Source organism: Xanthomonas sp. PPL134, assembly GCF_040595915.1.
Lineage (GTDB): Bacteria > Pseudomonadota > Gammaproteobacteria > Xanthomonadales > Xanthomonadaceae > Xanthomonas_A > Xanthomonas_A indica.
Map to the genome: position 1 here is coordinate 976,044 of NZ_JAMDLL010000001.1, position 22,771 is coordinate 998,814.

Annotated in this window: 18 protein-coding genes, 1 tRNA gene and 1 pseudogene; 19 read left to right on the forward strand and 1 reads right to left on the reverse strand. The window is 70.9% G+C overall.

The features are described from left to right. The first annotated feature begins 3 nt into the window (after positions 1-3). The 3 genes from M3U25_RS04190 to lpxK are packed head-to-tail and all read left to right on the forward strand — an operon-like array spanning position 4 to position 3,241. Entirely contained in the window at positions 4-441 is a 438-nt protein-coding gene (locus tag M3U25_RS04190; protein WP_010342642.1) for a biopolymer transporter ExbD, read from the forward strand. Continuing rightward, complete coding sequence (gene msbA, locus M3U25_RS04195) at positions 438-2,210, forward strand: lipid A export permease/ATP-binding protein MsbA (RefSeq protein ID WP_242159852.1); 1,773 nt, start codon at positions 438-440, stop codon at positions 2,208-2,210. Before M3U25_RS04190 ends, msbA begins: the two co-directional genes overlap by 4 nt. Continuing rightward, positions 2,207-3,241 carry a tetraacyldisaccharide 4'-kinase gene (lpxK, locus tag M3U25_RS04200; RefSeq protein WP_242159853.1) on the forward strand — a complete coding sequence of 345 codons (1,035 nt, stop codon included), beginning with the start codon at positions 2,207-2,209 and terminating at the stop codon, positions 3,239-3,241. The genes msbA and lpxK overlap by 4 nt, the downstream gene beginning before the upstream one ends. A gap of 316 nt (positions 3,242-3,557) precedes the next feature. Here lpxK and M3U25_RS04205 read toward each other — a convergent pair whose 3' ends face one another. Further along, entirely contained in the window at positions 3,558-5,747 is a 2,190-nt protein-coding gene (locus tag M3U25_RS04205; RefSeq protein ID WP_355499837.1) for a TonB-dependent siderophore receptor, read from the reverse strand. 211 nt (positions 5,748-5,958) lie between these two features. Between M3U25_RS04205 and kdsB the strand changes: the two genes are divergently transcribed. From kdsB to M3U25_RS04285, 16 genes and pseudogenes are all read left to right on the forward strand, one after another. Beyond that, positions 5,959-6,738: a 3-deoxy-manno-octulosonate cytidylyltransferase gene (gene kdsB / locus M3U25_RS04210; RefSeq protein ID WP_355499834.1), complete on the forward strand. Its 780-nt coding sequence runs from the start codon at positions 5,959-5,961 to the stop codon at positions 6,736-6,738. Beyond that, positions 6,735-7,223, forward strand: a complete 489-nt coding sequence (locus M3U25_RS04215; protein WP_242159856.1) for a low molecular weight protein-tyrosine-phosphatase — start codon at positions 6,735-6,737, stop codon at positions 7,221-7,223. The genes kdsB and M3U25_RS04215 overlap by 4 nt, the downstream gene beginning before the upstream one ends. Beyond that, complete coding sequence (locus M3U25_RS04220) at positions 7,220-8,641, forward strand: hypothetical protein (RefSeq protein WP_355499830.1); 1,422 nt, start codon at positions 7,220-7,222, stop codon at positions 8,639-8,641. Before M3U25_RS04215 ends, M3U25_RS04220 begins: the two co-directional genes overlap by 4 nt. Continuing rightward, positions 8,638-10,497, forward strand: coding sequence for an excinuclease ABC subunit UvrC (gene uvrC, locus M3U25_RS04225; RefSeq protein WP_160947383.1), 1,860 nt, complete (start codon positions 8,638-8,640; stop codon positions 10,495-10,497). The genes M3U25_RS04220 and uvrC overlap by 4 nt, the downstream gene beginning before the upstream one ends. A gap of 9 nt (positions 10,498-10,506) precedes the next feature. Beyond that, on the forward strand, positions 10,507-11,142 hold the full coding sequence (gene pgsA / locus M3U25_RS04230; RefSeq protein ID WP_355499826.1) for a CDP-diacylglycerol--glycerol-3-phosphate 3-phosphatidyltransferase: 636 nt from the start codon (positions 10,507-10,509) through the stop codon (positions 11,140-11,142). 36 nt (positions 11,143-11,178) lie between these two features. After that, positions 11,179-11,254: transfer RNA gene (locus M3U25_RS04235), tRNA-Gly, on the forward strand. 518 nt (positions 11,255-11,772) lie between these two features. Further along, a complete protein-coding gene (locus tag M3U25_RS04240; RefSeq protein WP_355499823.1) occupies positions 11,773-12,780 on the forward strand; it encodes a UDP-glucuronic acid decarboxylase family protein in 1,008 nt (335 codons plus the stop codon). Between the two features lie 40 nt (positions 12,781-12,820). Further along, positions 12,821-13,924: pseudogene (locus M3U25_RS04245) on the forward strand (NAD-dependent epimerase/dehydratase family protein). Further along, positions 13,921-16,041: an NAD-dependent epimerase/dehydratase family protein gene (locus M3U25_RS04250; protein ID WP_355499817.1), complete on the forward strand. Its 2,121-nt coding sequence runs from the start codon at positions 13,921-13,923 to the stop codon at positions 16,039-16,041. The pseudogene M3U25_RS04245 and the gene M3U25_RS04250 overlap by 4 nt, the downstream one beginning before the upstream one ends. Then, positions 16,038-17,000, forward strand: coding sequence for a zinc-binding dehydrogenase (locus M3U25_RS04255; protein WP_355499815.1), 963 nt, complete (start codon positions 16,038-16,040; stop codon positions 16,998-17,000). The genes M3U25_RS04250 and M3U25_RS04255 overlap by 4 nt, the downstream gene beginning before the upstream one ends. Then, complete coding sequence (locus M3U25_RS04260; RefSeq protein WP_355499812.1) at positions 16,997-18,010, forward strand: Gfo/Idh/MocA family oxidoreductase; 1,014 nt, start codon at positions 16,997-16,999, stop codon at positions 18,008-18,010. Before M3U25_RS04255 ends, M3U25_RS04260 begins: the two co-directional genes overlap by 4 nt. Continuing rightward, a complete protein-coding gene (locus tag M3U25_RS04265; RefSeq protein WP_355499810.1) occupies positions 18,000-19,163 on the forward strand; it encodes a glycosyltransferase family 4 protein in 1,164 nt (387 codons plus the stop codon). Before M3U25_RS04260 ends, M3U25_RS04265 begins: the two co-directional genes overlap by 11 nt. Beyond that, the gene (locus M3U25_RS04270; RefSeq protein ID WP_355499807.1) at positions 19,160-20,293 is read left to right on the forward strand and encodes a glycosyltransferase; all 1,134 of its coding nucleotides are present in this window, start codon (positions 19,160-19,162) and stop codon (positions 20,291-20,293) included. The genes M3U25_RS04265 and M3U25_RS04270 overlap by 4 nt, the downstream gene beginning before the upstream one ends. Beyond that, on the forward strand, positions 20,286-21,377 hold the full coding sequence (locus tag M3U25_RS04275; RefSeq protein WP_355499804.1) for a glycosyltransferase: 1,092 nt from the start codon (positions 20,286-20,288) through the stop codon (positions 21,375-21,377). The genes M3U25_RS04270 and M3U25_RS04275 overlap by 8 nt, the downstream gene beginning before the upstream one ends. Further along, complete coding sequence (locus M3U25_RS04280) at positions 21,377-22,495, forward strand: glycosyltransferase (RefSeq protein WP_355499801.1); 1,119 nt, start codon at positions 21,377-21,379, stop codon at positions 22,493-22,495. Before M3U25_RS04275 ends, M3U25_RS04280 begins: the two co-directional genes overlap by 1 nt. Next, complete coding sequence (locus M3U25_RS04285; protein WP_019797294.1) at positions 22,482-22,754, forward strand: hypothetical protein; 273 nt, start codon at positions 22,482-22,484, stop codon at positions 22,752-22,754. The genes M3U25_RS04280 and M3U25_RS04285 overlap by 14 nt, the downstream gene beginning before the upstream one ends. Positions 22,755-22,771: the final 17 nt, after the last annotated feature.

Here is a 22,771-nt window from a genome sequence, read left to right on the forward strand (position 1 = left end):
CCGGTGCGGATCCGCGACGACCGTGGCCAGGACGAGCCGCATATCGACCTGGTGCCCTTGATCGACGTCATCCTGGTGCTGATCATCTTCTTCGTCGTGACCACCACCTTCGATGCCCGTTCCACGCTGCAACTGCAGCTGCCCAATGCCAGCGACCGCAACGCGCCGCCGCCGGCGCGTGCGCTGAGCGTGCTGATCAACGCCGACGGGCATTACTTCATCAACGACCAGGAAGTGCTGCGCACCGACGTGGAGTCGGTCAAGCGCAGCATCGCCCAGGTCGCCGGCGACGACCGCGAGCAGCCGGTACTGCTGCGCGCCGACGCGCGCACGCCGTACCAGGCGGTGGTCACCGCCCAGGACGCGTTGGGCCAGCTCGGGTTCCGCCGCATCGCCATCGCCACTGCTCCCGAAGTCAACAGGGACGGAAGCTCCAAGTGAATGTACCTACCGACGTGCCCGTCCAGGATTCCCCCTGGCGGACCTATCGCCGCCTGTTGTCCTATGCCGGCGGCTACCGCGGACTGCTGCTGATCGCCGCGGTCGGCGCGCTGCTGGAGGCGCTGGCCGGCTCCGGCTTCCTGGCGCTGATGAAGCCCATCACCGACGAGACCTTCATCGCGCGCAATCGCGAGGTGGCGATGTGGCTGCCGTTGCAGATCGTCGGCCTGTTCGTGCTGCGCGGCATCGCCGGCTACGTCACCGACATGTCGATGGGGCGCGCGGCGCGGAGCATCTCCCGCGATTTCCGGGTCAACGTGCTGGACAAGTACCTGCGCCTGCCGGGCAGCCGCTTCGACGCCGAGCCGGTGGCCTCGATGCTGGTGCGGCTGGGCTCGGACAGCGAGCAGGTGGCGCAGGCCGCGGTCGACGCGATGAAGGTGATGGTGCAGCAGACTCTGCAGATCGTCGGCGCGCTGGCGGTGATGCTGTGGTACAGCTGGACCGTGACCGTCACCATCCTGCTGGTGGCGCCGCCGCTGGCCTGGGTGATGGACCGCGTGGCCAAGCGTTACCGCCGGGTCAGCCACCGCATCCAGGAGAGCAACGCCGAACTGATGCAGGCCGCCGAGCAGGCGCTGTCCGGCAACCAGGAGGTCAAGGTCTACGGCGCGCGCGCCAGCGAGATGGAGCGCTACCAGCACCTGGCCGACACCAACCTGCATCTGGCGATGAAGGTCGAATCTACCCGCGGCATCTCCTCGGCCGCGGTGCAGTTGCTGGGCGCGATCGGCCTGGCCGCGCTGCTGCTGATCGCCGGCCACGAGGCACTGGCCGGGCGCCTGACCGCCGGCGAGTTCGTCTCGCTGATGACCGCGATGATGGCGATCATCCCGGCGCTGAAGAACCTGACCAACGTGCAGAACATGCTGCAGCGGGGCGTCGCCTCGGCGCAGCGGCTGTTCGTGGTGCTGGATGCGCCCGAGGAACAGGACAGCGGCAGCCGCCACATCGAGCGCGCGCAGGGGCGGATCGAATTCCGCGAGGTCACCGCCGCCTATCCGGGGCAGGCACGGCCGGCGCTGGCCGAGGTCAGCTTCGTCGCCGAGCCCGGCACCGTCACCGCCATCGTCGGCCGCTCCGGCAGCGGCAAGTCCAGCCTGGTCAAGCTGATCCCGCGTTTCTACGATCCGCAGTCCGGGCAGATCCTGCTCGATGGCCATCCGCTGCAGGAGTACCGCCTGGAGGATCTGCGCCGGCAGATCGCCCTGGTCGGCCAGCAGGTGATGCTGTTCGACGGCAGCATCGCCGAGAACGTCGCCTATGGCGAGATGCGCGAGGCGGGCCCGGCGCAACTGCAGCAGGCGATCGCCGACGCCAACGCGATGGAGTTCGTCGAGCACCTGCCCGAGGGCGTGCAGGCGCAGGTCGGGGCCAAGGGCGGGCGCCTGTCCGGCGGCCAGCGCCAGCGCCTGGCGATCGCCCGCGCGATGCTCAAGGACGCGCCGATCCTGATCCTCGACGAGGCCACCGCCGCGTTGGACAACGAATCCGAACGGCTGGTGCAGGACGCCTTGCACCGGTTGATGCCCGATCGCACCACGCTGGTCATCGCCCACCGTTTGTCGACCATCGAACACGCCGACCAGGTGCTGGTGATGGACCATGGCCGCATCGTCGAGCGCGGCACCCACCACGAACTGCTGGCGCTGGGCGGGGTGTATGCGCACCTGCACAGCATGCAGTTCCGCGAAAGGCAGTTCGGATGAGCGAGCGCGGGCCACACACCCCCGCCTACTGGTACGGCACGGGCGCGCCGCCGCTGCACGCGCGCGTGCTGACCCCGCTGTACGCGGCGGCGATCGCGCTGCGCCGTGCGCTGTACCGGCGCGGCTGGCGCAAGCGCCACAGCATCGCCGCGCCGGTGGTGGTGGTGGGCAATCTCACCGCGGGCGGCACCGGCAAGACGCCGCTGACCATCGCCCTGGTGCAGCGCCTGCGCGAGGCCGGCTGGAGCCCGGGCGTGGCCAGCCGCGGCTACGGCCGCAGCCAGCCGCAGGAACCGCGCTGGATCGAGCCGGGCACGTCGGCCGAGCAGGGCGGCGACGAGCCGGTGCTGATCGCGCGCAAGACCGGCGTGCCGGTGCGGGTGGACCGCGACCGCGTGGCCGCGGCGCGCGCGCTGCTGCAGGCCGGCTGCGACATCGTGGTCTGCGACGATGGCCTGCAGCACTACCGTCTGCAGCGCGACATCGAGATCGAGGTGGTGGACGGCCAGCGCCGCTACGGCAACGGCCGCCTGCTGCCGGCCGGGCCGCTGCGCGAGCCGGTGGCGCGCGGCAACGAATGCGATTTCCGGGTCATCAACCTGGGCCAGGCCAGCGACAGCGGCACGCTCGACGCCGGCTTCGGCGAATGGGCGATGCGCCTGCGCATCGACAGCGCGCAGCCGTTGCGCGGCGGCCGTGCGCGGCCGCTGCGCAGCTTCGCCGGCCAGCGCGTGCATGCCGTCGCCGGCATCGCCCATCCGCAGCGCTTCTTCGACATGCTGCGGGCGCAGGGCATCGGCGTGGTCCCGCATGCCTTTCCCGACCATCACCAGTACCGCGCCGCGGACCTGGCCTTCGGCAGCGAACTGCCGGTGCTGATGACCGAGAAGGATGCGGTCAAGTGCGCCGCCTTCGTCAACGATTGGTGCTTCAGCGTGCCGCTGGTTGCCGAACTGCCGGCGGCGTTCTGGATCGGCCTGCTGGACCGGCTGGACAAGCTGCGCGGCCGCGCCGGCGAGTCCGCCGACTAGCGGCGCCTCTCGGCACCGGTTTCCGCCACCATCGCGCCGGATCCGCATGCCCCGTAGGAGCGGCTTCAGTCGCGATGGGGCGTTTCCGGTAACGCCCGTCGCGGCTGAAGCCGCTCCTACGAGGCACTTTTCGGCGTGATGAGCGGCGTCCTCGCGGCGCGCCACGCTCCACCTGTCGCGCCGTGCCGACGGCGCGTTCCGCTGTCCGCGCGTACCGCGCTTCCGCCAGCGGCCGTCGCACGTTTCGCAATTACCAGCGACGGCACCCCGCGTCGCGGCAGGGGCCCGGCGCGACGCGTTCCGCCAGCGGCCTGCGCTAGAACCGGTAGGTCAGCGACAGCGCCGTGTTGCGTGGCGCGCCGTAGTAGCCCTGCGCCCAGTACAGGCTGTTGATGTATTTACGGTCGGTAATGTTGTAGACGTTGAGCGTCGCGCTGAGCCGCGGCGTGATGGCGTACTGCGCCATCAGCCCCAGCAGCGCATAGCTGCCTTGGCGGGTGTAGATGGGATTGCCGGCGGTGTCCACGGCCTCCTGGTCGCGGACGATGGCGTCCTGCCAGGTCAGGGTCGCGCCCAACTGCAAGGCGTCCCATTGCGGCACGGTGTAGGTGGTCGCCAGCTTGAACGTGCGGCGCGGCACGTAGGTGCGCACGTTGCGCCCGTCGTCGCCCTTGATGCCCAGTTGGGTATAGCCGGCGTTGAGTTGCCAGTGCGCGCCGATCCGGCCGGCGACGTCGAACTCGTAGCCGGTGGAGGTGGCGTCGATCGGCCGGTAGGTCTGCAGGGTGCCGACGAAGACATCGGCTTCGGCGGTGTTGTCCTGCTTGGCACGGAACAGGGCGAAGGAGGCATTGACGCGCTGCTGCAACCACTGGCCCTTGATGCCGAGTTCGGCGTTGCTGCCGGTGATGGGGTCGAGCACCCGCAGCGTGCGGTCCAGTTCGGTCTGCGGGTTGAAGATCTCCGCATAGCTGGCGTACAGCGCGTAGTTCGGAGCGAAGTTATAGACCGCACCGACGAACGGCGTGGTCTTGCTGTCGTCGTAGGCGTGCTGCACGCCGTAGTTCTGGCCGCGGCTCTCGATCCGGGTGTGGTTGACGCCGGTGATCAGCTTCAGCGTCTCGCCGAGGTTCCAGCGCGCAGTGGCGTAGGCGGTGCGCCGGGTGATGTCGAACTGCGCGCCGTCGGAGAAGGCATCGAACCGCGGCTTGGGATAGGCGCCGGTCCAGTCCTGCAGAGGCGGCAGTGGCGTGCCGATGTCGTTGCCGTACCAGGACACCTGGTCGGCCTCCACGCGGCCCCACTTCACGCCCACCACCAACTCGTGCTCGCGCCCGCCGAGCGCGAACGGGCCGCTCGCGTACACGTCGGCGTACTTCTGCGTTTCGGTGCTGCCGTACTGCGAGGGATAGGAGAACAGGCCCAGGCCGGTCGCGCGGTCGGGGGTGCCGTAGACGTAGAACAGCTGGGCATCGTTGTCGAGCTTGCGGTAGTTCAGCGCCAGCGTGAGCTGCCAGTCCGCGCCCAGGTCCTGCCGCAGTTCCAGGAACCCGCGCTTGTCTTCGGTGGTCCAGTACGACCAGTCGGCCGAGGTGCTGGTGGACCGCGCGAAATCCGTGGCGCTGCCATCGCTGTAGTACAGCGGCAGTGCGCCCCACATGCCGCCGGTGGCGTCGTTTTTTTGATAGCTTGCGCCGACGCTCAGGCGGGTGCGATCGCCGAGATCGGTCTCGACGATGCCATAGAGGCTGTGCTTCTTCAGCGCATAGCGGTCCAGGTAGCTGTCGCCGTCCTGGCCAGCGGCGACTACGCGGCCGCGCACGCTGCCGCTGGCGTTGAGCGGGCCGGACAGGTCGGCGTCCAGCCGCCGCGTGTCCCAGCTGCCCACCGTCACCCCGGCGCTGCCTTGCAGGTCCTCGGTGGGTCGCTTGCGCACGAAGTTGATCGTGGCCGACGGATTGCCGGTCGAGGACAGCAAGCCGTTGGCACCGCGCAAGACCTCCACCCGCTCGTACATCGCAGTGTCCAGGTCACCTTCGGCGCCGCCGTTGGTGAACGGCAGACCGAGGCCGTCGACCTGGAAGTTGACGACGTCGAAGCCGCGCGCGCTGTAGTAGGTGCGATCGGTCTCGATCTTCTCGACGTTGATGCCGGTGGCCAGCGCCAGCACGTCGTTGGCGTTGCGCAGGCCGAAGTCGTCCATCTGCTCGCGGCCGATGCTGCTCACCGACTGCGGCGTCTCCAGCGGACTGAGCACCAAGCCGGTGCCGGTGGCGCTGGACGGCGCGGTATAGCCGTCCTTGCGCTGCGCGACCACATCCAGTTTCTCCAACTCGGTGGGTTGCCGGTCGCCGGTCGCCAGGGCGTCGGCCGCGCCAACGCCGGCCTCGGCGGCGCTGGCCGCGGCTGGCAGAAGCAGTGCGGCGATGGCCAGGCACAGTGCGCGGCGCGTGATGGCGGAAGGGAGCTGCGCAGCGGATCGGAGGGAGGGGGCAGGGAGGTTCATCGGTGGGGTCTATAGAATGGGCGGGAGGCAACGCCGTCGCGCCAGAGGCTGTCGCAGCGGCACATGTGCCGGGGCAGTTCGGTCGTCAAATGGCGAATGCGAACTATTCTCAATAATTGACGGAGAAAGATCAATTCATGGCCGGATTCGCCCCGCTCCCGCACCTGCCTGCCGCCGCCATCGACCTTCCCGCCGTCGGCGCGGTGGCGGCATGAACGCCGCCGTCCCGTCCTTCGTCGTCGCCATCCCGGCCCGCTATGCCGCGTCGCGGCTGCCGGGCAAGCCCTTGCGCGCGCTCGGCGGCGAGCCGCTGATCCGCCACGTGGCACGGCGTGCGCTCGCCGCCGGCGCTTCGCAGGTGTGGGTGGCCGCCGACGATGCGCGCATCGCCGCCGCGGTGGCCGACCTGGACGGCGTGCACGTGGCCCATACCTCCACCGACCACGCGTCCGGCACCGATCGCCTGGCCGAATGCGCCGACATCGCCGGCTGGGACGACGCGACCCTGGTGGTCAACCTGCAGGGCGACGAGCCGTTCGCGCCGGTCGCCGGCATCGTCGCGGTGGCCCGGACCCTGGCCGACAGCGGCGCCGAGATGGCGACCCTGGGTACGCCGGTGGACGCGGCGGAGCATCTGTTCGATCCCAACGTGGTCAAGCTGGTGCGCAGTGCCGCTGGCGATGCGCTGTACTTCAGCCGCGCGCCGATCCCCTGGCACCGCGACGCCTTCGCCGCCTCGCAGGCGCAGCGGCCGCTGCCGGGCCCGTGGCTGCGGCATATCGGCATCTACGCCTACCGCGCGGGCTTCCTGCGCCGGTTCGCGGCGATGCCGCCGGGGCAGTTGGAGCGGATCGAGTCGCTGGAACAGTTGCGGGTGCTGGAAGCCGGCTTCCGCATCGCGGTGGCGCTGTCGCCGGCGCCGTTCCCGCCCGGCGTGGACACGCCCGAGGACCTGGCGCGCGCCGAGGCCCACCTGCAGGGCCAGGCATGAAGCTGCTGCTGGTGTGCCTGGGCAACATCTGCCGGTCGCCGATGGCCGAGGGCGCGCTGCGCCATCACCTGCAGCGCTCGCCGCTGGCCGGGCTGGTCCAGGTCGACTCGGCGGGCACCGGCGACTGGCACCGGGGCGAACCGCCGGACCGGCGCGCGGTGGCCTGCGCCGCCGCCCACGACGTGGACATCGCCGGGCTGCGCGCGCGCCAGCTGCACGACCGCGACTTTGCCGAGTTCGACTGGATCCTGTGCGCCGATGCGGCCAACCTGCGCGACGTGCTCCAGCGTGCTCCGGCATCGGCGCACGACCGCGTGGCGCTGTGGCTGCCGTGGGCCGGGGTGCGCAGCCATCGCGAGATCCCCGATCCGTACACCGGCGGCAGCGCCCAGTTCGAGCAGGTCTGGCAACTGGTAGACGAAGCCGCCGCCGGCAGCGTGGCACGACTGTCCGTGGACCTCGGCTCCGGCATAATCGGCCGATGAATTCCATCGCCGCCTTGGAACTTCCCGCGTCCGGCGCCTGGCTCAACGCGGCGCCGATCCGGCTGCGCGACCTGCAGGGCCGGGCGCTGGTGCTGGCCTTCGTCAACGCCGCGTCGGTGTGGTGTTCGCAGCGCCTGGCCGAACTCGGCCAGTGGCAGGCGCGCAATCCCGGGCGGCTGCAGGTGATCGTGGTGCAGGTACCGCGCTTCGACAGCGAGCGCGAGCCGCAGCGGGCGCTGAAGCTGCTGCGCAGCCAGGGCGTGTCCGCGCCGATCCTGCTCGATGCCGACTGGGCCGCCTGGCAGCGCTTCGGCGTCCAGGCCTGGCCGACCCTGGTCCTGATCGATGCCGGCGGGGTGGAACGCGAGCGCCTGGTCGGGATCGGCGGCGCGGAACTGGACAAGGCGCTGCACGCGCTGTGCGCCGGACAGCCCTTGCCGCTGGACGAGGACCTGCGCGACGCCCGCGAGACCCAGCCGGAGCCGCGCCTGCCGCTGCGCTTCCCAACCGGCCTGGCGCTGGCCGAGGACCGCCTGTACGTCGCCGACAGCGGCCACCACCGCATCCTCGAGTGCAGCACCAGCGGCCGCGTGCTGCGCCAGTTCGGCATCGGCACCGCCGACTTCATCGACGGCGCGATCGGCGAGGCGGCGTTCCACCGCCCGCGCGGGCTGGCCCTGGAGCGCGGGGTGCTGTACGTGGCCGACACCGGCAACCATGCGCTGCGCCGGATCAACCTGCTCACCGGCCAGGTCGACACCCTGTGCGGCAACGGCCGCGCCGGCGAGCCGGTGGAAGGGCCAGTGGAACAACCGCTGCTGGCGCCGTTGAACCATCCGCAGGACGTGGTGATCGCCGACAACCAGGTGCACCTGGCGATGGCCGGCGACAACCGTATCTGGAGCTACGACCTGGGCAGCCGCAGCCTGCGCTGGCGGGCCGGCGCGGGCGCGCTGGAGTTGCGCGACGGCAGCGGCCACCTGGCCGCGTTCGCGCAGCCGTGCAGCCTGGCCGCGGTGCAGCAGGTGCTGTACGTGTGCGATGCGCTGGGCTCGGCGGTGCGCTCGATGCAGTTGCGCGGCGACCTGGTGCAGACCCTGCTCGGCGGCCAGGGGCCGTGGGATTTCGGCGACGAGGACGGGCCGCGCAGCCGCGCCCGGCTGCAGTTCCCACAGGCGATCGCGCTGAGCCCGGACGCGCCGTTGCTGTGGATCGCCGACAGCGGCAACGGCAGCCTGCGCAGCCTGCGCCTGGGCGGCGGCGAACTGTCCACCGCGGCCTTGCCGCGGCGCCTGCACGGCCCGGGCGGGCTGGCGGTGGGCGCCGGCACGGTGTGGATCGCCGAGACCGACGCGCATGCGGTGCTGCGCTACGACATCGCCAGCGGCGAACTGCGCGACGTCGCGATCGGCGAATGAGTACTCCTGCAGCGCCGCCGTTCGACGGCAAGGCCTTTGCCGCCAACCTCAGTACCGCGCCCGGCGTCTACCGCATGTACGCCGCGGACGACACCTTGCTCTACGTCGGCAAGGCCGGCGCGCTGCGCAAGCGCGTCTCCAGCTACTTCAGTGGTTCGCCGAAGAACGCGCGGACCATGGCCATGCTGGCGCAGGTGGCGCGCATGGACGTCACCGTCACCCGCAGCGAGGGCGAGGCGCTGCTGCTGGAAAACCAGCTGATCAAGTCGCTGTCGCCGCGCTACAACGTGTCGCTGCGCGACGACAAGAGCTATCCCTACGTATTGCTGACCCGCGAGGAGTGGCCGCGGATCACCCTGCATCGCGGCCCGCGCGCGGTGCCGGGGCGCTATTTCGGCCCGTATCCCGGCGTCACCGCGGTGCGCGAGACGCTGAACCTGATGCACAAGCTGTTCAAGCTGCGCAGTTGCGAGGACAGCGTGTTCCGCAACCGCTCGCGGCCGTGCCTGCAGTACCAGATCGGCCGCTGCAGCGCGCCGTGCGTGGCGCTGGTGGCGGCCGACGAGTACGCCGAGGCGGTGCGCCGCTCCACGCTGTTCCTGGAAGGGCGCAGCGACCAGCTCGGCGAGGAACTGGTGCAGGCCATGCAGGCCGCCAGCGAACGCCTGGAGTTCGAGCGCGCCGCGCGCCTGCGCGACCTGCTCGGCTCGCTGCGCAGCATGCAGAGCCGGCAGTACGTGGACGGCCGCGCCGCCGACCTGGACGTGCTGGCCTGCGCCACCCAGGGCGCCAACGCCTGCGTGCTGCTGCTGGCGTTCCGCGACGGCCGCAACCTCGGTACCCGCGCGTTCTTCCCCAAGACCAACGGCGAGGACAGCGCCGCCGAAGTGCTGGGCGCGTTCGTGTCGCAGTACTACGTCGAGCACGCGCCGCCGCGCGAGGTGCTGCTGGACCGCGAGATCCCCGATGCCGAGCTGATCGAGGCGGCGCTGAGTTCGGCCGCCGAGCGCAAGGTGCAGTTGAAGTGGAACGTGCGCGGCGAGCGCGCCGGCTACCTGGAACTGGCCAGCCGCAACGCCCAGGCGACCCTGGTCACCGAACTGACCAGCCGCAACGCCCAGCACGCGCGCAGCGAGGCGCTGCGCGAGATGCTCGGCCTGGCCGAGCCGGTCAAGCGGGTGGAATGCTTCGACATCAGCCACACCATGGGCGAGGCCACGGTGGCCTCGTGCGTGGTGTTCGATGCCAGCGGCCCGGTGCGCAGCCAGTACCGGCGCTACAACATCAGCGGCATCGAGCCGGGCGACGACTACGCGGCGATGCGCCAGGCGATCGAGCGCCGCTTCCGTCGCGCCGCCGAAGGCGAGGGCAAGGGCGACGTGGTGCTGCCGGACGTGCTGCTGATCGACGGTGGTGCCGGCCAGCTGGCGCAGGCCACGGGCGCGCTCGCCGACCTGGGCGTGGACGGTGTGCTGCTGATCGGCGTGGCCAAGGGCGCCGAGCGCCGCGCCGGCCACGAGACCCTGGTGATGCCGGACGGGCGCGAACTGCGGCCGGGCGCGGCGTCGCCGGCGCTGCAGTTCATCCAGCAGGTGCGCGACGAGGCGCACCGTTTCGCCATCACCGGCCACCGCGGGCGCCGCCAGAAGGCGCGCATGACCAGCAAGCTGGAGGACATCCCCGGCATCGGCCCGCGGCGCCGCGCCAGCCTGCTCAAGCATTTCGGTGGACTGGCCGGGCTAAAGGCCGCCGGCGAGGCCGAGATCGCGCGGGTGGAGGGCATCAATGACGCACTGGCCGCACGAATCTACGCTAACCTGCACGGGCTGCCGGTACCCGATCCGGCAGGCGAGTAGAGCAGCGCAATGAAGTTGACCATCCCCACCTGGCTCACGCTGCTGCGGATCGTGATGATCCCCGTGCTGGTGCTGGTGTTCTATCTGCCGTACAACTGGACCAACTTCGCCTCGGCGGCGATCTTCGGCCTGGCCGCGTTCACCGACTGGCTGGACGGCTGGGTGGCGCGGCGCTACCACCAGTACTCCGCGTTCGGCGCGTTCCTGGATCCGGTGGCCGACAAGCTGATGGTGGCGGTGGCGCTGTTCCTGATCGTGCAGGGCCATCCGACGCCGTGGATGGCGTTCTGGGCGGCGGTGATCGTCGGCCGCGAGATCGCCGTGTCGGCGCTGCGCGAATGGATGGCCGAGATCGGCCAGCGCGCCAAGGTGCGCGTGGCGATGATCGGCAAGATCAAGACCACCGCGCAGATGGTGGCGCTGCTGTGCCTGCTGTACTCGGTGATGCCCGACGGCTCGCCGCCGGAGAGCGTGTGGATGGGCCTGTTCATCTTCCACGTCGGCGACTGGACCCTGGCGATCGCGGCGATCCTGACGCTGTGGTCGGGCATCCAGTACCTGCATGCGGCCTGGCCGAGCCTGCGCGACGACGAGCGCGCGGCGATGGCGGAAAAGAACGCGAAAAAAATCGAAGGCAATGGTTGACAGCCTGCGTGGTCCCGGTAGAATTCGCGGCCTCAAGCGGGAATAGCTCAGTTGGTAGAGCGCAACCTTGCCAAGGTTGAGGTCGCGAGTTCGAGTCTCGTTTCCCGCTCCAGAGTCTCGGTGCTGCCGTCACGGCAGGGCCGATCAAACCAAGAGGCGCAAGCCTCTTTTTTTGTGCCCGGCGTTCGGGCGCCGCAACGCCGAGGCCTGCGATCCGCGCACGCGATCGCGTTCCAGACCGACGGCGTGCCGCGCGGTGCTCGTGCACCCGCGGCGCATGCGCAGCGTGCGCTGACGCGTCGATGATGCGGCGCGACGTCGGCGCCGACGGTCGCGCCGTTGGCTCGCGTGTTTGCGAGTTGTCTGGCGCGGCATCGCCGCGTTGGCAAATTTTTCCTCGGTCGCTGCAACGCGGCATCGTCGTTTCACGGGCCGCTGACAGCGGCGTGCACGCCCTCCATACGAGTGCCGCCAAGGCGCGTGCGCCGCGGCAGTCGCGATCCGCCCCCAAACCCTGACAGGACGCCACATCTGCATGTGCGTGGCCCGTACCGCGCGCACTTGGCACGCCATTTGCGCTGACCTCTCCCACGCCAGGCGATGACGCCCGGCCTCTGCGAGGAGTCGATGATGGATGGCGCAATTGCTTCCCCTACCACCCAAGCGCCACCGCGCGCGCTGGTCGCCGGCGGTGCCGGCTTCGTCGGTGCGCATCTGTGCGAGCGCCTGCTCGAGGACGGCTACGACGTCACCGTGCTGGACAACCTGCTGACCGGCTCGCTGGACAATCTCACGCACCTGCTGGGACAGCCGCGCTTCCGTTTCGTGGCCCACGACGTGGTGCAGCCGTACCAGGCCAAGGTCGACTGGGTGTTCAACCTGGCCTGCTGCGCTTCGCCGGTGCATTACCAGGCGCGTCCGCTGCATACCTTGCAGACCTGCCTGGAAGGCGCGATCAACCTGTTGGAGGTGGCGCGCAGCAACGGCGCGACCATCTTCCAGGCCTCCACCAGCGAGGTCTACGGCGAGCCGGAGGTGCATCCGCAACGCGAGGACTACCGCGGTGCGGTCAGCCCGATCGGGCCGCGCGCCTGTTACGACGAGGGCAAGCGCTGCGCCGAAGCGGCGTTCTTCGATTACCACCGGCTGCACGCCACCGACATCAAGGTCGGCCGCATCTTCAATACCTACGGCCCGCGCATGCGCAACGACGACGGTCGGGTGGTCTCCAACCTGATCGTGCAGGCGCTGCGCGAGCAGCCGCTGACCCTGTACGGCGACGGCAGCCAGACCCGTTCGTTCTGCTACGTCTCCGATCTGGTCGAGGGCATCGTGCAACTGATGCGCAGCCCGCGTGGCTTCACCGGCCCAGTCAACCTCGGCAATCCGCACGAGATCACCGTGGCCGAGCTGGCGCAGCGGATCCTGGCCCTGACCGGCTCGTCCTCGCGCATCGTGCGCCGGCCGATGCCCAAGGACGACCCGACCCGGCGCTGCCCGGACATCGGCCTGGCCCGGCGCGAACTCGGCTGGGAGCCGCAGGTGGCCTTGGACGACGGCCTGCGCCGCACCATCGCCTGGTTTCAGGCGCATCTGCACGACATCCCGGAACTGGAGGTGCAACGTGACTGTGCATGAACTCAGGGGCGGCACGGGCCGCCCGCACGCCGGCAAGCGCGTGCTGATAACCGGCGGCGCCGGCTTCGTCGGCTCCCACCTGGCCGACGAGTTGCTGGCGCAGGGCTACCGGGTGCGGGTGCTCGACAACCTGTGCGCGTAGGTGCACGGCGCCAATGCGACGCGGCCCGATTACCTGTCCGCGCAGGTGGAACTGATCGTCGGCGATGTCTGCGATCCGGCCACGGTGCGCGAGGCGCTGCAGGACGTGGACGGCGTGTTCCATCTCGCCGCCGCGGTCGGCGTGGGCCAGAGCATGTACCAGATCGCCCACTACACCCACACCAACAATCTCGGCACCGCGGTGCTGCTGGAAGCCTTGGTGGAGCGACCGGTGCAGCGGCTGGTGGTGGCGTCGAGCATGAGCGTCTACGGCGAAGGTGCCTACGTCGATGCCGACGGCACGCGCGTGCCGGTGCGCGAACGGCCGCTGGCGCAACTGCGCCGCGCGCAGTGGGAGCCGAGCGTGGACGGACGCCCGCTGCAGCCGGTGCCGACCGACGAGGGCAAGCCGGCCGAACCTTCGTCGGTGTACGCGCTGTCCAAGCTGGACCAGGAGCGCCTGTGCCTGATCGTCGGCCAGGCCTATGCGATCCCGACCACGGCATTGCGCTTCTTCAACATCTACGGCACGCGCCAGGCACTGTCCAATCCCTACACCGGGGTGCTGGCGATCTTCGCGGCGCGGCTGCTCAACCGCAAACCGCCGGTGATCTTCGAGGACGGCGCGCAACGCCGCGATTTCGTGCATGTCAGCGACGTCGCCCGCGCCTGCCGCCTGGCCTACGAAAGCGAATCCGCCGCGGGCCTGGCGTTGAACATCGGCAGCGGCCAGGCGATCAGCATCAACGAGGTGGCGCAGCGCATCGCCGCGGCCATGGGCATCGACGACCTGCCGCCCCAGGTGTCCGGCAACTACCGGGTGGGCGACATCCGGCACTGCTTCGCCGACATCTCCCTGGCCCGCGACCGCATCGGCTATACGCCGCAGATGGAGTTGCAGCAGGGGCTGGGCGAGCTGGTGACGTGGCTGCGCGAGCAGACCGCCGCCGATGGCATCGAAGCGGCCAATGCCGAGCTGGCACGGCGGGGGTTGCAGGGATGAGCGCGCAGGCACGCGAACGGCTGGCCGAGATCGGCCTGATCGAATGGTTGCGGATCGGCGACGAGGACGCCGTGCATGCGCTGTTGCACGACATGCGCGAGCTCGGCGTGCGCCGGCTGCGCACCCAGTTTTCCTGGGCCGACTGGCACACCGCCGAGGGCGAGCGCTGGTATGCGTGGCTGATACCGCTGCTCAGCGCGCACTGCGAGGTGCTGCCGTGCTTCTGCTACACCCCGCCATCGCTGGGGCTGGAGCCGCGCACCGCGTCGCCGCCGCGCGACAGCAAGGCTTTCGCCGATTTCATCGACCAAGTGGTGGGGCGCTTCGGCGACGGCTTCGAGTGGATCGAGCTGTGGAACGAGCCGAACAACCTCAACGACTGGGACTGGCACCTGGACCACGACTGGCAGCGCTTCGCCGAGATGATCGGCCAGGCCGCGCACTGGGCGCACCAGTTGGGCAAGAAGACCCTGCTGGGCGGCATGTGCCCGACCGATCCCAACTGGCTGGCGCTGATGGCGCGGCGCGGTGCGCTGGCGCATATCGATGCGATCGGCGTGCATGGGTTCCCCGGCACCTGGGATTTCCGTCGCCGGCCCTGGGCGGACGTCCTCGGCGAGGTACGCGCGGTGCTCGCCGCGCACGGGTTGCAGCCGCAGGTCTGGCTCAGCGAGACCGGTTACTCGACCTGGCGCCACGACGAGATCGAGCAGGTGCGGCAGTTGCGCGAGACGCTGGATGCGCCGGTGGAGCGGCTGTACTGGTACGCCGCGTGCGACCTGCACGGCAGCATCAGCCACCAGGACGGTTTCCACGAGGACGAGCGCCACTATCACTTCGGCCTGCGCGACGAGCGCGGCCGCGCCAAGCTGCTGTACCGGCTGTGGGCCGAGCAGGGCTACGACGGTATCGAGGCATTGGCGTCGCTGCACCACGAGCACGGCGCCAACCTGTCGCGCGCGCCGCGCCCGGAGGTCGCCCAGGAGCCGCTCGCCACAGCGCCCAGCGCAACTGGCCGCGCGCCGGTGCATGCGCTGTCGCGTCCGCGCGCCGATGCAGTGCTGATCACCGGTGGCGCCGGCTTCATCGGTACCAACCTGGCCGCGCGCCTGCTCGACAGCGGGCGCCGCGTCATCGTCTACGACAACCTGTCGCGGCCCGGCGTGGAGCACAACCTGCAATGGCTGCGTCGCCACTATCCCGCCGAACGCCTGCACGTGGAGGTGGGCGACGTGCGCGACCGGCACCTGCTCGGCGATGCGGTGGCGCAGGCGGCGCAGGTGTTCCACCTGGCCGCGCAGGTGGCGGTGACCTCCAGCCTGGAGGATCCGTCGCACGACTTCGAGGTCAACCTGCGCGGCACCTTCAACGTGCTCGATGCGATTCGCTGCGCGCGGCGGCCGCCGCCGCTGCTGTTCACTTCCACCAACAAGGTGTATGGCGCGCTCGACGACGTGCCGCTGGAGGCCGACGCGCAGCGCTACCAGCCCAGCGATCCGCTGCTGCGCGCGCGCGGCATCGACGAGCGCCGCGCGCTGGATTTCCACAGCCCCTACGGCTGCTCCAAGGGCGGTGCCGACCAGTACGTGCTGGATTACGCGCGCAGCTTCGGCCTGCAGGCGGTGGTGCTGCGGATGAGCTGCATCTATGGCCCGCACCAGTGCGGCAACGAGGACCAGGGCTGGGTCGCGCACTTCCTGATCCGCGCGTTGCAGCAGCAGCCGATCACCGTGTACGGCGATGGCCGCCAGGTCCGCGACCTGCTGTTCGTCGACGACCTGGTCGAGGCGTTTTTGCAGTGCCAGGCGCAGATGCCGCGGCTGTCCGGGCGGGCGTTCAACATGGGCGGCGGGCCGGCCAATGCCGCCAGCCTGCGCGAGGTGCTGCGGCGGATCGAGGTCCTGGTCGGCCATCGCCTGGAACTGGCGCATGCCGCGCCGCGGGTCGGCGACCAGCGCTACTACGTCTCCGACACCCGCGCCTTCGCCGCGGCCACGGGCTGGTCGCCTCGCGTCGGCGCCGATGCCGGCATCACGCGGCTGCACCGCTGGCTGCACACGCAGGCCGAGCGCGCCGCACCTGTTTCCCCACCGCAACGGAGGATCCACGCCGCATGAACAGCATGCATGCCGCCGTCTTCGAAGGCCCGGGCCGCATCGTCGCCCAGCGCCAGCCACGCCCCGAACCCGCGCCGCAGCAGGTGCGGGTGCGCCTGCACGGCTGCGGCGTGTGTGCGTCCAATCTGCCGGTATGGGCCGGCCGGCCATGGTTCGCCTATCCGTTCGAACCCGGTGCGCCGGGCCACGAAGGCTGGGGCGAGGTCGACGCGGTCGGCGCCGACGTCCGCGACTGGGCGCCGGGCGACCGCGTCGTGCTGCTGTCCGGCCGCGCCTATGCCGAGTACGACCTGGCCGAACCCGACGCGCTGGTGCGCTTGCCGCCGTCGCTGTCCGGCCGCGATCTGCCCGGCGAGCCGCTGGCCTGCGCGATGAACATCCTGCGCCGCAGCGACATCCAGCCGGGCCATACCGTCGCGGTGGTCGGCGTCGGCTTCATCGGTGCGCTGCTGATCCAGTTGGCCACCGGGCTCGGCGCGCAGGTGATCGCGCTGTCGCGGCGCGAGTACGCGCTGCAGATCGCGCGCCAGTGCGGCGCCAGCGCCACGCTCGCCACCGAGGATCGGTACGCGGCGATCGGCGCGGTGCACGAACTCACCGGCGGCAGCGGCTGCCTGCGGGTGATCGAGGCCGCCGGCGAGCAGGTCACCCTCGACATCGCCAGCGCGCTGTGCGGTGAAGGCGGGCGCCTGGTCATCGCCGGCTACCACCAGGACGGCCCGCGCCAGGTCGACATGCAGCAGTGGAACTGGCGCGGCCTGGACGTGGTCAACGCGCACGAGCGCGATCCGCGGGTGGCGCGACGTGGCCTGCAGGAGGCGGTGGACGCGGTCGCCGACGGGCGCCTGGATCCGTTTCCGCTGTTGACCCACCGCTATCCGCCGGATCGGCTGCCGCAGGCATTCGCGGACATGGAGGCGCGCCCCGAGGGCTTCCTCAAAGGCGTGGTGCTGGCATGAACGCGTGGGCGCAACCGCGTTGGCGTGCGCCGCGGCTGGGGTTCCTCGGCGTCGGCTGGATCGGCCGTGCGCGCATGCGCGCCCTGGCCGACAGCGGACTGGGCCAGGTGGTGGCGATCGCCGATGCCAGCGCGACGGCGCTGCTCGACGCACGCCAGGACGCACCGGCCGCCGACCTGCTGCCTGACCTGGAGGCGCTGCTGGCGCGCGAGGACCTGGACGGCGTGGTCATCGCCACGCCCAGTGGCGCGCACGCCGCGCAGGCCGCCGCGGCCCTGCAGCGCGGCCTGGCGGTGTTCTGCCAGAAGCCGCTGACCCGCACCGCCGCCGAAGCCGAGCAGGTGCTGGCGCTGGCGCAACGCCACGACCGCCTGCTCGCGGTGGATTTCAGCTACCGCTTCGCCAAGGGCATGGCGACGCTGCGCGAGCAGATCGCGCAGGGCGCACTGGGCGAGGTGTTCGCGATCGACCTGCTGTTCCACAACGCCTACGGCCCGGACAAGGACTGGTTCTACGACATCGCCCGTTCCGGCGGCGGTTGCGTGATGGACCTGGGCATCCATCTGCTGGATCTGGCGATGTGGCTGACCGGCAGCGGCGGCCATCGCGAGTTGCAGGCGGCGCTGTACGCGCAAGGCCGGCAACTGACCCGGCCGGTGCAGCAGGTGGAGGACTACGCCAGCGCGCAGTGGCGCATGGACAACGGCTCCAGCGTGCGCATGGCCTGCTCCTGGCGCCTGCCGGCCGGCTGCGATGCGGTGATCCAGGCGCATGTGTACGGCACCGGTGGCGGCGCGGCGCTGCGCAATGTCGACGGCTCGTTCTTCGACTTCACCGTGGACCGCTTCGACGGCACACGCTGCGAGCGCCTGGCCTCGCCACCGGACGCCTGGGGCGGCCGCGCCTTGCTGGACTGGGCCGAGCGCCTGGGCGCCGACCCCGGCTTCGACCCGGCGGCGCTGCACCTGCTCGAGGTCGCTCGCACCGTGGATGCGCTCTATGGACGCTGAGCGTCCGCTGCGGATCCTGATGACCGCCGACACCGTCGGCGGCGTGTGGCAGTACGCGCTGAGCCTGTGCCGCGTGCTGACCGCGCAGGGCGACCGCGTGGAATTGGCGACGATGGGCGCGAGCCCGACGCCGGCGCAGTGGCGCGAGGCCGCGGCGATCCAGGGGCTGCGCCTGCATGCCAGCGGCTACCGGCTGCTGTGGATGGACGATCCCTGGGCCGATGTGTCCTCGGCCGGGCGCTGGCTGCAGGCGCTGGCGGCGCAGGTGCGCCCGGATGTGGTGCATCTGAACGACTATGCGCACGGCGCCCTGGCGTGGCCTGCGCCGGTGCTGATGACCGCGCATTCCTGCGTCGGCTCCTGGTGGCAGGCGGTGCGCGGCGAGGCGCTGCCGCCCGAATGGGATCACTACCGCGCCACGGTCGCCGCGGGTCTGGCGGCGGCCGATCACGTGGTCGCGCCGACCCAGGCGATGCTGGCGGCGTTGCGCGCGCAGTATCCGCTGGACGTGCCGTGCAGCGTGATCGCCAATGGCGCCGCGCCGCTGTCGCGGCCGGTGCCGGCCAGCGCCAAGCGGCCCCTGGTGCTGGCGGCAGGGCGGCTGTGGGACGAGGCGAAGAATCTGCGCACGCTGGCCGCGGTAGCGCCGCAGCTGCCCTGGGCGCTGCGCATCGCCGGGCAAGCGGCGCATCCGGACGGCGGCACCGCGGCGATCGCGCCGGCGTTGCTGCTGGGCCAGCTGCCGCCGTCGCGTCTGCGCCGCTGGATGGCCCGCGCCAGCGTGTATGCGCTGCCGGCGCGCTACGAGCCGTTCGGGCTGTCGGCGCTGGAAGCGGCGCAGGCCGGCTGCGCCCTGGTGCTGGGCGACATCCCCAGCCTGCGCGAGGTCTGGGGCGATGCGGCGCTGTACGTCGCGCCGGACGACGCACGGGCGCTGACGGCGCAGTTGCAGCGCCTGATCGGCGATCCGTTGCTGCGGCAGCGCATGGCCCGGCGCGCGGTTGCGCAGGCGCGGCGCTACACCGCCACCGCCATGGCCGCGGCCTACCGCCAGCGTTATCGGGCGCTGATCGCGCATCGCGGCACGCCCCGCGCGGCCGGACGGGCCGGCCCGCCGGTCCCCATGCTTTCCTCGATCGGAGTCGGTGCATGAAATTCGTGCTGTTCTATCACTCGCTGGTGTCAGACTGGAACCACGGCAACGCGCATTTCCTGCGTGGCATCGTCGCCGAACTGCAGGCGCGCGGGCATGCGCTGGCGGTGTACGAGCCGCACGACAGCTGGAGCCGTGCGCAACTGCAGGCGGAGGAGGGCGAGGCGCCGTTGCAGGCCTTCGCCGATGCCTTTCCGCAGCTGCGCAGCACGCGCTACGACCTGGCCACGCTGGATCTGGCGCAGGTGCTGGACGGCGCCGACGTGGTGCTGGTGCACGAATGGAACGCGCCCGCGCTGATCGCGCGGATCGGCCGCGAGGCGCCTGCCGGGTGCCGCGTGCTGTTCCACGACACCCACCACCGTTCGGTCAGCGCCCCCGACGAGATGGCGCGGTTCGATCTGTCCGACTACGACGGCGTGCTCGCCTTCGGCGAAGCGGTGCGCCAGCAGTATCTGCGCCATGGCTGGAGCCGGCGCGTGTGGACCTGGCACGAGGCGGCGGATCTGCGCGTGTTCCAGCCGCAGCTCGGGCAGGCGCAGCAGGGCGACCTGCTATGGATCGGCAACTGGGGCGACGACGAGCGCGCGCAGGAACTGGACGCGTTCCTGATCCAGCCGGTACGGCGGCTGCGCCTGCGCGCCCGCATCCACGGCGTGCGCTATCCGCCACAGGCCTTGCAGGCGCTGGCCGAGGCCGGCATCGACTACGCCGGCTGGCTGCCCAACCATCGCGCGCCGCAGGCGTTCGCGCATTTCCGGGTCACCGTGCACGTGCCGCGACGGCCGTATGTGCGCGCGCTGCCCGGCATCCCCACGATCCGCGTGTTCGAGGCGCTGGCCTGCGGCATCCCGCTGGTGTGTGCGCCGTGGGACGACGTCGAGCAGTTGCTCACGCCCGGGCGCGATTACCTGGTGGCGCGCGACGGCGCGCAGATGCAGCGCCACCTGCACGACGTGCTGCACGACGCCGAACTGGCCGCGGCGCTGCGCATGCATGGCCTGCATACCATCCGCACCCGCCACAGCTGCGCGCACCGCGTCGACGAACTGCTGGCGGTGCTCGCCGAACTCGACGCGCCCAGCCCGCGCGCCACGCTTCCCGACGAACGGAGCCTCCGTCATGCCTAGTCCGTTGCACATCGCCTTCTTCGGTTCCAGCCTGGTGTCCTCGTACTGGAACGGCGCCGCCACCTACTACCGCGGCCTGCTGCACGCGCTGGCGCAGCGTGGCCACCGCATCCACTTCTTCGAACCCGATGCGTTCGGGCGCCAGCAGCACCGCGACATCGACGATCCGGACTGGGCCCAGGTCACCGTCTATCCCGGGGCGGCCGAAGCCGACGCGGCGCGCGCACTGGAGCAGGCACGCGGCGCCGACGTGGTGGTCAAGGCCAGCGGCGTCGGCGTGTTCGATGCATTCCTGGAGCGCGAGGTGTTGGGACTGCGCTCCTCGCGCACCCAGGTGCTGTTCTGGGACGTGGACGCACCGGCCACGCTGGAGCGCGTGCAGGCCGATGCCGAGGATCCGTTCCGCGCGCAGATCCCGCGCTACGACCTGGTGCTGACCTACGGCGGCGGGCCGCGCGTGGTGGCGGCGTATCGTGCATTGGGCGCAGCCGAGTGCGTGCCGATCTACAACGCGCTGGATCCGCTGAGCCACCACCCGGCGCCGGCGCAGGCGTCCTTCGCCGCCGACCTGGGCTTTCTCGGCAATCGGCTGCCGGACCGCGAAGCACGGGTGCGGCAGTTCTTCCTCGAGCCGGCGCGGCGCCTGCCGCAGGCGCGCTTCCTGCTCGGCGGTAGCGGCTGGGACGATGCGCTGCCGGACAACGTGCGCACGCTCGGCCACGTGTCCACGCGCGACCACAATGCCTTCAACTGCAGCGTGCGGATGGTGCTCAACGTCAACCGCGACAGCATGGCGCGCTTCGGCTGGTCGCCGCCGACCCGGGTGTTCGAGGCGGCCGGCGCCGGCGCCTGCCTGATCGTCGATGCCTGGGAAGGCATCGAGGCGTTCCTCGAACCGCAGCGCGAGGTGCTGGTCGCGCACGACAGCGAGCAGGTGGCGGATTATCTACAGCGTATCGATGCCGTACAGGCGCAGGCGATCGGCGCGCGGGCGCGGCAGCGCCTGCTGCGCGATCACACCTACACGCACCGCGCGCGCGAGGTGGAAGCCCTGCTGGATGCGCGCCAGCGGGAGGCGGCGTGATGGCCGCGCGCGATATCGTCATCCTCGGCCTGAGCCTGCGCTCGTCGTGGGGCAACGGCCACGCCACCACCTACCGCGGACTGATCGCCGCGCTGCAGGCGCGTGGCGACCGCGTGGTGTTCCTGGAGCGCGACGTGCCGTGGTACGCCGAGCACCAGGATCCGCCGGCGCAGTTGCCGTGCGCGCCGGTGCTGTATGCCAGCCTCGAGGAACTGCAGGATCGGCACGCCGCGGCGATCGCCGCGGCGGATTTGGTGATCGTGGGCTCCTACGTGCCCGACGGCATCGCGGTGGGCGCGTGGGTACAGCAGACCGCGCGCGGCGTGGTCGGCTTCTACGACATCGACACGCCGGTGACCCTGGCGGCGCTGCAGCGCGGCGACTGCGCCTATCTGTCGCCGGCGCTGATTCCGCACTACGACCTGTATCTGTCCTTCACCGGCGGCCCGACCCTGCAACGGTTGGAACGCGTCTACGGCGCGCCGCGCGCCGTGCCGCTGTACTGCGCGTTCGACCCGGAGCAATACCGACCGCAGCCGCAGGCGCACCGCTACGACCTGGGCTACATGGGCACCTACAGCGACGACCGACAGCCGCCGCTGGAGCGGCTGTTGCTGCAGCCGGCGATGGCTTGGCCGCAGGGCCGTTTCGTGGTCGCCGGCCCCCTGTATCCGCCGCATCTGGTCTGGCCGGACAACGTGCCGCGCTGCGAGCATCTGCCGCCGGCGCAGCACGGCGCCTTCTACAACCAACAGCGCTTCACCCTCAATCTGACCCGCGCCGACATGGTGCTGGCGGGCTGGTCGCCGAGCGTGCGCCTGTTCGAAGCGGCGGCCTGCGCCACCCCGATCATTTCCGACGCATGGGACGGGCTGGAGACGCTGTTCGCGCCCGGCAAGGACATCCTGATCGCGCGGCGCACGTCCGAGGTGCTGGGCTGGATCCGCGACCTGCCCGAGGCGCAGCGCCTGGCGATCGGCGAGGCAGGGCGCCGCCGCGTGCTCGCCGAACACACCGCCGCGCATCGCGCGCAGACCCTGCACGATGCCCTCGACCGCGTCGCCGACGCGGCCACCACGTCCACCCCCGCCAGGAGCGCTCCCCATGCCCTCGCATGACGCCAAGACCACCACCGATCACGACGAAATCCGCCGCTGGGCCGAGGCCCGCGGCGGCCGCCCAGCCAGCGTGCGCGGCACCGAAGCCGATGAGGACGCCGGCGTGCTGCGCATCCTGTTCCGCGACGATGCGGCGCTGGAGGAGATCAGCTGGGACGACTTCTTCGACAAGTTCGAAGAAGAGGAACTGGCCTTCCTGTACCAGGAGAAGACCAGCGATGGCAGCCAGAGCCGCTTCTTCAAGTTGGTCAACCGCTGAAGCGCGGGACGCCAGGT